Genomic DNA, 12,809 nt, shown 5'->3' on the forward strand with positions numbered 1-12,809 from the left:
CACAAGCCGCGCGGCGGTGTCCACACGGGTGGCGGAGCCCTGGCCGCCGTGAACGCGGACGACGAGTGGGACAACCCCAAGCACGACCCGGACTCCCTCAAGGACGGCGAGCGCGGCGACGACACCTGGAACGACAAGCACGAAGAGGACCCCTTCGGGGACAAGCGCGACGAGCAGGGCAAGCACGACGACCACGGCAAGCGCGACGACCACGAGAAGGGCTTCGGACACGGCAAGCACGACAAGCCGCACGGCGGCATGCACACCGGTGGCGGCGGGCTGGCCGGCACGCCGGGCGTCACCGCCGGCGGGCTGGCGATGCTGGCGGTGGCCGGCACCGGCCTGTACGCGCTGCGGCGCCAGAAGGCCTCGCGGGGCACCGCGTGACCGATGCCTGACCTCATAACCGCCGCGGCCGCCGCACGTGTCCCTCGCGTCGCGGCGGTCCGGCTCGTCCGCCCGCGTGCCACGCCATGTCTGTGCCCGCGTGCCGCGTCCGTGCCCGTGGCAGTGCCCCCCGTGCCGTGCGGCCTGCCGCGTCCGTGCCCCGCGTTCCGCGTCCGCGTCCGTTCCCGCTGCCGTGCCCGAGTGAGGTGGTCTTCGATGGCAGCCAGCCCTCCTTCCCCCGACGCACCCGACCCCGCCCCGTCGAGGCGGCGGCTGCGCACCGCCGTGTCGGTGGTGTGGGCCGTGGCCGCCCTGGCCCTGGCCGTGGGCCTGCTCACCGGCCGCGGCGGGTCGACCGACGCCGGCGGCCCGCCGCTCGCCCCGCCGGCCGTCGCGCCCGCCGCCTCGGCCGCGCCCGCCGTCCCCGAGGCGCCGCCCGCGTCCGCGGCTCCGCCGCGGTCCGCCGCGTCCGAGGCCGGCGGTCTGCCGCGGTCCCGGCCGGTCCGCCTGCACATCCCCAAGATCGCGGTCGACGCGCCCTTCACGGATCTCGCCATCGGCCGTTCCGGCCAGCTCGACCCCCCTCCCGCCGACGACACCAACCTCGTCGGCTGGTACGCCGAGGGCCACTCGCCCGGCGAGACCGGGACCGCGATCATCGCCGGCCACGTCGACACCAAGACGTCCCCGGCCGTGTTCGCCCGGCTCGGCGAGCTGCGGAAGGGGGACCGGTTCCACGTGACGCGGGCCGACGGAAGCAGGGCGACCTTCGTGGTCGACGACGCGCGGTCCTTCCCCAAGGACGACTTCCCGAGCGAGCGCGTCTACGGCGACACCCCCGACCCCCAGGTCCGCCTCATCACCTGCTCGGGTGCCTACGACCGCCAGGCCCGGGACTACACCGAGAACCTGGTGGTCTTCGCCCACCTCGCCTGATTCCCGGTCTGCGGCCTGACTTGGTGTTTTACAGTGACTGCCACCAGTTCAAGTGACTGCCACCAGTTCAGGCGACTGTGGGACCTGTGAGGTATTCGCGAACCATGACGACCGAAACGTTTGAGTTCCAGGTAGAGGCCCGTCAGCTGCTCCAGCTGATGATCCACTCGGTCTACTCGAACAAGGATGTCTTCCTGCGCGAGCTCGTCTCCAACGCCTCCGACGCGCTCGACAAGCTGCGTCTGGAGAAGCTGCGGGACGACTCGCTCGACGCCGACGTCTCGGACCTGCACATCGAGATCGACGTCGACAAGGAGGCCCGTACCCTCACGGTGCGGGACAACGGCGTCGGGATGTCGTACGACGAGGTCGGACAGCTCATCGGCACCATCGCCAAGTCGGGTACGGCCACCCTCCTGAAGGAGCTGAAGGAGGCCAAGGACGCGGCCGGGGCCGAGGGGCTCATCGGCCAGTTCGGTGTCGGCTTCTACTCCGCCTTCATGGTGGCGGACGAGGTCACGCTGGTCACCCGGCGCGCCGGCGAGGGCCAGGGCACCCGCTGGAGCTCCCGCGGCGAGGCCACGTACACCCTGGAGACCGTCGACGACGCCCCGCAGGGCACCTCGGTGACGCTGCACCTCAAGCCCGCCGACCCCGAGAACCAGCTCCACGACTACACCTCGCCGTGGACGATCCGGGAGATCGTCAAGCGGTACTCGGACTTCATCACCTGGCCGATCCGGATGGTCCCGGAGGCGGGCGAGGGCGACAGCGCGCCCGAGCCCGAGACGCTGAACTCGATGAAGGCCCTGTGGGCGCGCTCGCGCGAGGAGGTGTCCGACGACGAGTACCACGAGCTGTACAAGCACATCAGCCACGACTGGCGCGAGCCGCTGGAGACGATCCGGCTGCAGGCGGAGGGCACCTTCGAGTACCAGGCCCTGCTCTTCGTCCCCTCGCACGCCCCGCACGACCTGTTCACGCGGGACTTCCGGCGCGGGGTGCAGCTGTATGTGAAGCGCGTCTTCATCATGGACGACTGCGAGGCGCTGCTGCCGCCGTACCTGCGCTTCGTCAAGGGTGTCGTCGACGCGCAGGACCTCTCGCTCAACGTCTCCCGCGAGATCCTGCAGCAGGACCGGCACATCCGGATGATGCAGCGCCGCCTGACGAAGAAGGTGCTGTCCACGGTCAAGGAGTTCATGACCAAGGACGCCGACCGCTACGCCACGTTCTGGCGCGAGTTCGGCACGGTCCTGAAGGAGGGCCTGGTCACCGACTCGGAGAACCGGGACGCGATCCTCGCCGTCGCCTCGTTCGAGACCACCCACGCCGACGACGAGCCGACCACGCTGGCCCGGTACGTGGAGCGGATGAAGGACGGCCAGGAGGACATCTACTACCTCACCGGCGAGTCCCGGCAGAGCATCGAGAACTCCCCGCACATGGAGGCGTTCCGCGACAAGGGCATCGAGGTCCTGCTGCTCACCGACGCGGTCGACGAGGTGTGGGTCGACGCCGTGGGCGAGTACGAGGGCCGGAAGCTGCGGTCCGTCGCCAAGGGCGAGATCGACCTCGACGCCAAGGGGGAGGAGCAGGCCGGCGAGGAGCGGGAGAAGCAGGCCGAGGAGTTCGCCGGGCTGCTCGGCTGGATGCGGGAGCGGCTCGACGAAGACATCAAGGAGGTGCGCCTGTCGACGCGCCTCACCGTCTCCCCGGCCTGCGTAGTCTCCGACGCGCACGACCTGACCCCAGCCCTGGAGAACATGTACCGGGCCATGGGCCAGGAGGTGCCGCGCACCAAGCGGATCCTGGAGCTCAACCCCGGCCACCCGCTGGTGAAGGGCCTCAACCAGGCCTACCAGGAGCGCGAGGACCGCACGGAACTGGAGGAGTCCGCGGACCTGCTCCACACGCTGGCGGTGCTCGCCGAGGGCGGCCAGCCGAAGGACCCGGCGAAGTTCGTCAAGCTGGTGTCGGACCGCCTGGAGCGCACGCTGTAGCCGAGGGACGGACAGCGGTCGTCCGGGGCGGGTCAGCCGTGATCCGGGGACGGATCAGCGGCCGCACGGGCGCGGGTCAGCGGTGGTCCGGGGACGCCGGCGGTGGTGCGGAGCCGGGTCGGCGGTCGTCCGGGGCGGGCTGGCGGTGGTCCGGGGACGGGTCAGCGGCCGTCCGGGCGCGGGTCAGCGGTGGTCCGGGGACGCCGGCGGTGGTGCGGAGCCGGGTCGGCGGTCGTCCGGGGGCGGGTCAGCGGTGGTCCCGGGCGTCCGCCGCACGGGTGCCGGGCGGGGTCGGGGCGGAGCCCGGCGGGACGATCTCGCCCTGGACCACCCGCGGCGCGGGGGCCGTGCCCGCCTCCTCGTCGCGCGCGGCGCGGGCCTCGGCCTTGAGGATCCGCGCCGACTTGCCGGCCGAGCGGGCCAGCTCGGGCAGCTTCTTGGCCGCCAGGACGGCTATCACGACGATGAGGATGATCGCGAGCTCGCTCAGTCCGAACATGGTGTCCTGTCCTTTCCCGCCCGGGCCGGGCACGGCGCGAGCGTATCGGGCGGGGAGCACGGCGTGACCGCCGCCTCGGGGTACGGGGTCAGGTGCCGGCGCAGGTGGGGCAGCATGCCGTGGTCGAGCAGCGCCTGCCGCCAGGCCTGCCGGGCGTGCTCCACATGGTCGGGCGCCGGCGGGACGGTGGGTCTGCCCAGGGCCGTACGCAGCACCGCGGCCAGGGCGACGAGGCCGGTCACGGCCGCCACGAGCGCCAGGGTCCAGCCGGCCGCGACGAGCGAGCCGGGCAGCGGGCCCGGCGCGCCGGCCACCTGGAGCAGGCCGCCGAGCAGCAGCAGCGCCCCGGCGGAGACGGCCGACACGAGCGGGGTGAGCACCGCGAGGGCCGGCAGCAGGCTGCCTGTGCCGAGCGGAGGCGGCGTCTCCCGCCGGGCCGCCCGCCGTACGGCGAGATAGGTCCGGTACGGCTCGCCGGCCGCCGCGGTGATGGCGTCGGCGTGGGCGAGCGCGTGGGCGCGCAGGTGCGCGGCGGCCCGGCCGGTCGGGTCGGGGCGCAGAGCGCCGCGGATCTCCGCGCTGCTCATCGCGAGGTGCAGTACGGCTTCGAAGTCGGCGCGGTCCTCGGGGCAGAGGCTGGACGGTACGGCCACATGGTCTCCCGGTCGGTTGCTGAGGCCGCCGCCGGGCCCGGCCACGCGCTGGCGGGCCCGGCGGCGCGGTCGGTCCGTGTCAGACGTTCACGTCGACGTCAGACGTTCACGCCGAAGTCGGACGCGATCCCGGCCAGGCCGGAGGCGTATCCCTGGCCGACGGCCCGGAACTTCCACTCGGCGCCGTGCCGGTACAGCTCGCCGAAGACCATCGCGGTCTCCGTGGAGGCGTCCTCGGACAGGTCGTAGCGGGCGATCTCCTGACCGCCCGCCTGGTTGACGACCCGGATGAAGGCGTTGCGGACCTGCCCGAAGCTCTGGCCGCGGTTCTCGGCGTCGTGGATGGAGACCGGGAACACGATCCTGTCGATCCCTGCGGGCACGGCGGCGAGGTTCACCTTGACGCTCTCGTCGTCGCCCTCGCCCTCGCCGGTGAGGTTGTCGCCGGTGTGCTCGACCGAGCCGTCCGGGCTCCTCAGGTTGTTGTAGAAGACGAAGTGCTCGTCCGAGGGGACCTTGCCGGAGGCGTCGAGGAGGAGGGCGGAGGCGTCGAGGTCGTAGTCGGTGCCGGTGGTCGTGCGGACGTCCCAGCCCAGGCCGACCAGGACGGCGGTGAGGCCCGGCGCCTCCTTGCTGAGCGAGACGTTGCCGCCCTTGGACAGGGAAACTCCCACGAGGTACTCCTTCTTGACGAGTGCGGTCCCTTAAAATCTACAGCACTGTAGAAGGCCCAGGTTCCGGTCCGGCGGGTCTATACGATGTCCGCACGGGCGCCGAAGGGCGGCGGAAGGGAGGCAGGGCGGTGACGGATCCCCGGCAGCGTCCCCGGCGGGGACAGGGCGAGCTGGAGGCGCTGGTGCTGTCGGCACTGCGGGAGGCGGACGGTCCGGCCACGGCCGGCTGGGTGCAGGAACGTCTTGGCGGCGACCTCGCCTACACGACGGTGATCACGATCCTGACCCGGCTGCTGGGCAAGGGCGCGGTGACCCGGGAGCGGGTCGGCCGGTCCTTCGCCTGGACGCCCGCCTCGGACCACGCGGGCCTGGCCGCCCGCAAGATGCGCAAGGTGCTGGACGCCGAGAACGACCGCGGGGCCGTGCTGGCCAGCTTCGTCACCGGCCTCGACCCGGACGACGAGCGGCTGCTGCGCGACCTGCTGGATCAGGCCCACGGCGAGGGGGAAGACTGAAGCCTCATGGGGGTGTTCGTCTTTCTTCCGCTGGTCCTGCCGCTCACGGCCTGGCCGGTCGCGCGCCTGGCCGAGCAGCATCTGCATCCGCGTACCGCGACCCGGCTGCTCACCGTGCTGGCGGTGGTGCTGGCGCTGTGCAGCACCGTGTGCCTGGGGCTGGTGATGGTGGTCGGCACCGCCCAGCTGCCCGGCAACCCGCTGCCGGACGGCTGGTCGGACCCCGAGGTGCGGGCGGCGGTGCCGTACGACGAGGTCGTCGGCAAGGCCGCGATTCCCGCGCTGTGCGCGGTGGTCGCCGCCTGCGCCCGGACGCTGTGGCGGCACGCCCGGGTGCGCCGCCAGGCCCACCGCGCCCTGACCGGCCTGCCGGACACCGAGGTCGCCGTCCTGCCCGACGCCGTCCCCTACGCGTACGCGCTGCCCGGCGGGCGGCGGGGCGGCTCGCCCGCGGATGCGCGGCCCGGTGGCGGGCGGACCGGTCCGCCCATTGATGGGCGCCCGGGCGGTGGCCGCACCGGCCCGCGCGCGTCTGCGCGACGCGGCGGTGGCCCGGCCGTCCCGCACAGGCATGGGCGGCCCGGCGGTGAGCTGACCGATGGCGGGCGCACCGGCGGTGGGCGGCCCGGCGAGGGTGCTCGGCGTGGCAGGGCCGGCCGCCGTGCCCGGGGCCCGCGTGGGGGGCGTGTCGTGGTGAGTACGGCCCTGCTGGACCGGCTCGGGGCGGCTGAGCGGCGGGCGCTGTTCGCCCATGAGCGGGCGCACCTCGATGCCCGGCACGACCGGTTCCTGCTCGCCGTGCAGCTCGCCGCCCGGGCCAACCCGTTCCTGCGGCCGCTGCGCACCGCCGTGGCGTACACGGCCGAGCGGTGGGCCGACGAGGAGGCGGCCCGGGCGATCGGCAGCCGCCGCACGGTGGCGCGCGCCATCGGCACGGCCGCCCTCGTCTCCCGGGGCACCCCGGTCTCCACGCTCGCGGGACTCGCCGCGCCGGGGCCGGTGCCCCGCCGCGTGGCGGCGCTCCTCGGCCCGGCACCGGCCGTGCGCACCTGGCCCCCGGCGTTCACCTCCGTCGGCCTGGCGGCCTGGGGCGCGGCCGCGGGAACGGCCGTGTCGGCGATGTCCTCCGCGAACTCGGCCGTGACGATGGTCCTCATCCTGCACGCGGCCACGCCCCTGTGAGGGCCCCGCCCCTACGGCGTCAGCCCTCCTCGTCCTCCTCGCCCTCGAAGAAGTCCCCGACCTCGTCGACGACTTCGCCGGCGACCATGCCGCCGACGACCCCGACCGCGAGTCCGGCCGCGCCCGCCGCGACGGCGGTGCCCATGCCGGGTCCGGAGCGGTGGCCGTCATGGTGATGCCCGTCGTGCCCGTGACCGCCCGGGCCGAACGCGGCGGGGGAGCCGTGGCCCAAGGGGGCGGCGTAGCCCGTGGGGGAGCCGTACGACGCCCGGTGCTCGACCAGCTGCCGCATCCAGCCGTCGACGATCGCCGGCCAGTCCTGCTGCCCGACCCCCTCGTGGGAGACGGTGAAGCGGGTGAGCGCGTCCTGGCCGGGCGACAGGAAGCCGCCCCGCTTGTCCGCCTCCAGCACCACCTCCACGCCCCCCGGGTTCGCCAGGAACGTCAGCTCGATCTCGTTGACCTGCTGCGCGTAGGCGGGCGAGGGGACGAGCTCGATCTCCTGGTAGAAGGGCAGCCGCTGGCCCGTGCCGCCGATGCGCCCGTACTCCAGGTCGGCCGACCGGAAACCGAACCCGAGCCCGCCGAGGGCTTCGAGCACGGCCTCCTGCACGGGCAGCGGCGCGACGGTCAGCTGGTCCAGGTCGCCCTTGTCCTTCGCGCCCGCCACCGACAGCTCGGTGCGCACCCCGAGGATGATGCCCAGGCTCTGGCCGTGCAGTTCCGTGACCGGCGTCTCCCACGGCACGGTCACGCTGAACGGCACGCTGCGCTGCTCGCCCTCGGCGAGCCGGAAGCCGCCGCCGACGGTGAAGCGGTCGAAGGCCACGACCCCCTCGCTCTCACCGCCCTCGTGCTCGGCCTCGACCCGGGCCACCAGCTCCAGGGTGATGTGCTCGATGTCGAAGTCGGCCTTGCCACCGACCAGGTGGACCTGGCCGGTGAGCGTGCCGCCCGGGCGGACGGGGGCCGGGTCGAGAACCGTGTCGACCGTGGGGCCGCCCACACCGAGCGCGCCGAGCAGTCGTTTGAACACCATGGTGGCGTCCACTCCTTCACGTGCGTGTACTGGCTTCTACAGGCATGTAGAAGCATAGGGGTGCGGGTGACGGGATGTCATGCGGGGCCCCCGGGCGGGGCGCGCGGACGTTACGGGACCGGCCGGAACACGACAGTGCCGCAGTCCGCCTCCCAGGCGGACTGCGGCACTGTCACGGGCCGACCCGAGGTCAGCAGTTGCGCACGGGATCGGTCTCGCTGTAGATCGCGGTGTCCTTCATGTAGCCGAGTTTGCCGTTGTCGGCCACGGTCAGCAGCCAGCGGGTCGGGTGCGGCCCGCCGACCCAGGCCTGGCCGTCCAGCTTGCAGTAGAACCAGCTGGGGTTGGAGTGCATGTATCCGACCACCTTGGTGGGGTCGGGGTAGATGTGGTTGTTGCCGATGTATCCGTACACCGCCGCGCCGGACACGTTGCGGCACCAGGAGCGGATGCCGTCCCCGTCCGCCCAGCAGTTGTCGGCGGCGGAGGCGCTGGGCGCCATCGCGACGCCCAGGCCGGTGGGTGGCGGTATCCCGGTTGCGGACGATGCCATTCGATCCTCCGCAACCGTCACTCCGTCAACCGTTACCCCTCATCGCACGGGTCAGCCCACGACCCGGCCCAGCTCGATCCGGTCGATGTTCGGCGCCCAGGCGCTCGCGTTGCCGAACGTCACCGTGTTGGCGCCCTTCTTCAGGTCGACCGGGACGCCGACGGTCCAGTAGTCGTCCCAGCTCCAGGTGTTCTTGAAGGTGACCTTCACCGGCGCACCGGACCCGACCGTGATGTCGGCGGTACGGGACATGATGTCCGTGTTGTAGGCGTGGCCGTTGTCCCGGCGGTCGTTGTGCGCGTAGTGGACGACCAGCAGGTAGCGGCCGGAGCGGGGCGCGTCCACCGTGAACTCCGCGGTGCTGGAGGGGCTGTTGCCGAGCCAGCCGATGTACGAGCCGGCGGAGGCGTGCGGGGAGTCGACGAGCTTGGCCCCGCCGGCGAGCGTCGCCGAGGCGCCCTCGTAGGAGAGGGTGCCGGTGGCCGAGCCGTCGCCGGTGACGTCGAGGGAGCGCACGGCGGCGTGGCCCGACGTCATCGCGATCCGGTTGTTGCCCGCGACCAGGTAGAGCCGCAGCGGCCGGCCGGGCGCCGCCGTGACCGTCTCGCCGTGCAGTGCGAGCTTCACCGCCGCCGTGGAGCGGGGCGTCACCGTGTAGTAGCCGTCGCGCGGGGCGTAGACGTCGAAGACCGCCTTGTCGCCCGAGCGCAGGACCAGGGCGCCCGTGCCCACCCCGGCGGACGACGCGTAGTCGTACGACGGCCGGCCGCTGATGTCCGCGAGCGTGGCCTCGTACGAGGCGGAGGCCGCGCCCGTACGGGTCGTCAGGTCGATCCGGTCGAGGGTGACCTCGGCGTCGCCCTTGGACAGGGTCAACTGATGTGTGCCCGCCTTCAGTTGGAGGGTGACGTCCTTCTTGGCGCGGTAGGTCCAGTTCTCCGTGGAGGGGTAGGAGACCGTCACCGGGTCGGCGCCGTCGACCGACAGCTTCTGGGTGGCCGGGCCGCCGGACTGGTTGCCGTACAGGATCGCCAGGTCGTACGTGCCGTCCTTCGGCACCGTCACCGAGAAGGCCACCTTGCTGCCGGGCTGGTTGAGGGAGCCGACGTCCTTGGTGCCGGAGGCCGCGTAGCCGTTGGCGTTCTGCACGGTGCCCTGCGTGTAGACCTTGCCGTCGGTGATGGCCGCGTCCTCGGCCTCGTACGACGCCGACCACGGGACGGAGGCCGCGGCCGGGGTGCCCGAGCCGCCCGGGGTGAGGACGATCCGGTACGCCGACATCTTCTGCATCCCGCGCAGCGGGACCGTCACCGAACCGTCGTCCGCCACCTTGACCTTGGTGCGCGCCAGGACCCGCGGCGCCGCGTGCTGACCCTCGTAGCCGGACCAGGCGGCCTCGGCGACGGTCGCGGTCACCGTGCGGCCGAACACGGAGCGGGGGACGTTGCGCACGACCACGTCCGAGTCGCCGGCGGAGCCGCCGAGCAGCACCTGTGCCTGGCGGCGGGAGGTGTCGAGGGAGGCGAGTCCCTGGAGGGTGTCGATGGTGTTGGGCTGCGGCGGCGTCACCTTCACGGTGTTCCCGGTCAGGCCCGCGTACCAGCGGAACAGCCACCAGCCGCCGTTGGGGATGTTGGAGCGCACCACGTGGCCGCTGAGGTTGCCGGCGGCGTCCCAGTAGGCCATGTTCGCGTACACCTTGTTGCGTTCGAACATGGACACCCACTGCACGAGCTGGCCGGGCACGGACAGGTCGCGGCGGTTGGCGTACTCGTCGATGTTGATCTTCAGCGGGGCGATGCCCGCCTCGCGCTCCAGCTTGCGGTAGTCGTCGTAATGGGCCTGGAAGTCGCGCAGCGAGCCGGAGCCCAACTCGTGCCAGGTCATGATCTGGGGCAGCACGTTCTCCCGCTTGGCGAAGGCGAGGAAGTCCTTCAGCAGGCGCGTGTGGTAGGCGGCTTCGTTGGGTCCGGCGATGCGCGCGTCCGGGTCGATCGCGCGGATGCGGTGGTACACCGTCTTCCAGTCCTGGAAGAACCGGTCCCGGTTCTTCTCGTACTGCGCCTGGTCGGCGACGTCGAGCTTGTACCAGATCTGGTCGGGCTCGTTGAACGGGATGTAGACGAAGCGGTCGCTGTTCGGGTCGGCCGATATCTCCTTGACGATCTTGTCGACCTTGGGGAGGTAGTCGTCGATGCCGAGGTCCTCGTAGGGCCACTTGGCGTAGATGTCCTGCATCATCACGTTGATCTCGCCGCCGCCGTTGCGGAAGAACGACTTCGAGACCGTGAGCGCGTCGCCGTTGGGGTGCTGGGCGCCGCCCTCGGGCTTCTGCGAGACGCTGGTGATCTTCAGGGGCGCCATCGCGGCGTCGCTAGGCACGCCGTCGTCGCTGAGCCCGTAGAGGGAGCCGTTGGCGCCGAGCATCACCGGGCCCTCGGAGGACTTGAGGTCGACGGTGAGGCGCTGCGGTTCGGCCGCGGCTGCCGCGGATCCTGCCGCGGGGAGGGTGGCTGCCATGGCGGCTGCTCCAAGTAGTGCTGTGATCAGGGCGGTTCTGGTACGGGATCTCGGACGGACTCGCGTGCGGGCGGGGGTGATCACGCTGCTGGACCTCCAGTCACTTGACGGCTCCACTGGTGATTCCGGACACGATCTTTCGCTGGCCGACGAGGAACACGGCGACCATGGGCAGGCTCATCACCACGACGTACGCGAAGACGAGATGCCAGTTGTTGAGGTAGAGCTGGGCGCTGGCGACCTGGTAGAGGTTGAGCGGCAGGGTCGCCCGGTCTCCGCCGCCGAGGACGAAGAACGCGTAGAAGACATCGCTCCAGGCGTAGAGCATCACCATGATCGTCGCGGTGGCGATCACCGGCCGGAGCAGGGGCAGCACGATCCGCCAGAAGATCCGTGACGGCGACGCCCCGTCCATCCGGGCCGCCTCCTCCAGTTCCATGGGGATGGCCCGGATGAAGCCCGTCATGAAGAAGATCGACGTGGACAGGTACATGCCGGTGTACACGGCGATCATGCCGGGGCGCGTGTTCGCCAGGCCCAGTTGCCGCAGCTCCATCACGATGGTGATGACGGCGGGCGGCAACAGCAGCCCGCTGATGCACAGCGCGTACGCCGCCGAGACCAGCTTGGACTTGCGGCGGGCGAAGACCCAGGCGGCGCCCGCCCCCAGGATCAGCACCAGAACCACCGAAGGCACCACGACCAGCAGCGAGTTGAGGAAGCCGCGCAGCATCTCGCCCTGGCTGACGGCGTCCGCGTAGTTGGCGGAGGGCTGCCAGTGCCGGGGCAGGTCGAGGTTCGGCTTGATGGCCTCCGCCTGCGGCTTGGCCGAGGTGACGGCCACCAGCCACAGCGGCACGCCCACGGCCAGGGCGGCGAGCAGGACGACGAGGGACGGGCGGCCGTACCGCCACACCGCGGTCACAGCAGTTGCTCCCTTCGCCGCAGCCCCACGACCAGCGGGATCGCCACCGCGACCACGACCAGGAACAGGACGAGACTCATCGCGGAGGCCTGGGCGTACAGGCCCTGCCCGAAGATCCGGAACATGTAGATGTTGAAGACCTCGGTGGAGGCCGCGGGGCCGCCGCCCGTCGTGGCCTGCACGATGTCGAAGGTGTTCATCGAACCGATCAGCGCCGTGGTGACGTTGAAGGTGACGGCCGGCGCGAGCATCGGCCAGCGCACCGACCAGAAGGTCCGCCAGGGCCCCGCGCCGTCGCACTTCGCGGCCTCCAGCATCTCGCCGGGAATGCCCTTGAGCCCGGCGAGATAGATCAGCATCGACAGGCCCATCCACTTCCAGCCGTGGATGAGCGTGACGATCACCAGCGTCCAGGTCGTCGACCCCAGCCACGGGACGTCCGTGCCGAGCACGGAGTTGAGCGCCCCGTCCTGGTCGAGCAGCGCCTGGAAGACATAGCCGGTGGCCAGGGCCGAGATCAGCACCGGCAGGAAGAAGACGGCCCGGAAGAACCGGTTGAAGCGGCTGTCGTCCTCCAGCAGCAGCGCCAGCACGAGCCCGAAGCCGTTCTGGAACAGCGCCGCCAGCAGCGCGTACACCAGGGTCGTCCGGATCGCCCGCAGCAGCGAGCCGTCGTCGGCGATGGTCCTGAAGTTGTCCAGGCCCGTGAACGCGATGTCCGCGTGGTACGAGGACCAGTTGGTGAACGGGTAGTAGAAGTTCAGCAGGTTCGGCACCAGGAAGAAGCCCGCGAAGACGACGATCGCGGGGAGCGCGAACCACCAGGGGTGGTGCACGGCGGCGCGCGGGAGCCGCCCCACCCCTTTGGGTGTGCCGTCGGCGGATGCCCGCTGCTTGCGGGTGCGTACGACCGTGTCCGCCAT

12 protein-coding genes and 1 pseudogene are annotated in these 12,809 nt (G+C 71.8%); 5 read left to right on the forward strand and 8 right to left on the reverse strand.

What is annotated here, in order from left to right; genetic code table 11:
* From ABZ386_RS07570 to htpG, 3 genes and pseudogenes are all read left to right on the forward strand, one after another.
* Window positions 1-387: pseudogene (locus ABZ386_RS07570) on the forward strand (hypothetical protein); the annotation flags it as partial.
* 216 nt (window positions 388-603) lie between these two features.
* Window positions 604-1,323, forward strand: a complete 720-nt coding sequence (locus ABZ386_RS07575; RefSeq protein WP_358964122.1) for a class F sortase — start codon at window positions 604-606, stop codon at window positions 1,321-1,323.
* A gap of 104 nt (window positions 1,324-1,427) precedes the next feature.
* Window positions 1,428-3,326, forward strand: coding sequence for a molecular chaperone HtpG (htpG, locus tag ABZ386_RS07580; RefSeq protein ID WP_356670665.1), 1,899 nt, complete (start codon window positions 1,428-1,430; stop codon window positions 3,324-3,326).
* A gap of 247 nt (window positions 3,327-3,573) precedes the next feature.
* On the opposite strand, the gene ABZ386_RS07585 is transcribed toward htpG, so the two are convergent.
* From ABZ386_RS07585 to ABZ386_RS07595, 3 genes are all read right to left on the reverse strand, one after another.
* Window positions 3,574-3,825 carry a twin-arginine translocase TatA/TatE family subunit gene (locus ABZ386_RS07585; protein WP_351336549.1) on the reverse strand — a complete coding sequence of 84 codons (252 nt, stop codon included), beginning with the start codon at window positions 3,823-3,825 and terminating at the stop codon, window positions 3,574-3,576.
* Entirely contained in the window at window positions 3,813-4,478 is a 666-nt protein-coding gene (locus tag ABZ386_RS07590) for a hypothetical protein (protein ID WP_356670667.1), read from the reverse strand. Before ABZ386_RS07590 ends, ABZ386_RS07585 begins: the two co-directional genes overlap by 13 nt.
* A gap of 98 nt (window positions 4,479-4,576) precedes the next feature.
* The gene (locus ABZ386_RS07595; RefSeq protein ID WP_114250436.1) at window positions 4,577-5,152 is read right to left on the reverse strand and encodes a TerD family protein; all 576 of its coding nucleotides are present in this window, start codon (window positions 5,150-5,152) and stop codon (window positions 4,577-4,579) included.
* Between the two features lie 128 nt (window positions 5,153-5,280).
* Between ABZ386_RS07595 and ABZ386_RS07600 the strand changes: the two genes are divergently transcribed.
* Together ABZ386_RS07600 and ABZ386_RS07605 are read left to right on the forward strand one after the other, a co-directional pair.
* A complete protein-coding gene (locus tag ABZ386_RS07600; protein ID WP_351336544.1) occupies window positions 5,281-5,667 on the forward strand; it encodes a BlaI/MecI/CopY family transcriptional regulator in 387 nt (128 codons plus the stop codon).
* Between the two features lie 12 nt (window positions 5,668-5,679).
* The gene (locus ABZ386_RS07605; protein ID WP_358964125.1) at window positions 5,680-6,849 is read left to right on the forward strand and encodes a M56 family metallopeptidase; all 1,170 of its coding nucleotides are present in this window, start codon (window positions 5,680-5,682) and stop codon (window positions 6,847-6,849) included.
* Window positions 6,850-6,868: 19 nt separating this feature from the next.
* On the opposite strand, the gene ABZ386_RS07610 is transcribed toward ABZ386_RS07605, so the two are convergent.
* The 5 genes from ABZ386_RS07610 to ABZ386_RS07630 form a co-directional block, all read right to left on the reverse strand.
* Complete coding sequence (locus ABZ386_RS07610) at window positions 6,869-7,888, reverse strand: sporulation protein (protein WP_355722958.1); 1,020 nt, start codon at window positions 7,886-7,888, stop codon at window positions 6,869-6,871.
* Between the two features lie 190 nt (window positions 7,889-8,078).
* Window positions 8,079-8,441, reverse strand: a complete 363-nt coding sequence (locus ABZ386_RS07615; protein ID WP_351336536.1) for a hypothetical protein — start codon at window positions 8,439-8,441, stop codon at window positions 8,079-8,081.
* 51 nt (window positions 8,442-8,492) lie between these two features.
* Window positions 8,493-10,961 carry a CBM35 domain-containing protein gene (locus tag ABZ386_RS07620; protein ID WP_358964128.1) on the reverse strand — a complete coding sequence of 823 codons (2,469 nt, stop codon included), beginning with the start codon at window positions 10,959-10,961 and terminating at the stop codon, window positions 8,493-8,495.
* Window positions 10,962-11,061: 100 nt separating this feature from the next.
* Window positions 11,062-11,886 (reverse strand): carbohydrate ABC transporter permease, encoded by an 825-nt coding sequence (locus ABZ386_RS07625; protein WP_351336532.1) that lies wholly within the window; start codon window positions 11,884-11,886, stop codon window positions 11,062-11,064.
* Complete coding sequence (locus ABZ386_RS07630; protein ID WP_351336530.1) at window positions 11,883-12,809, reverse strand: sugar ABC transporter permease; 927 nt, start codon at window positions 12,807-12,809, stop codon at window positions 11,883-11,885. Before ABZ386_RS07630 ends, ABZ386_RS07625 begins: the two co-directional genes overlap by 4 nt.

The organism is Streptomyces sp. NPDC006140 (assembly GCF_040628815.1).
Lineage (GTDB): Bacteria > Actinomycetota > Actinomycetes > Streptomycetales > Streptomycetaceae > Streptomyces.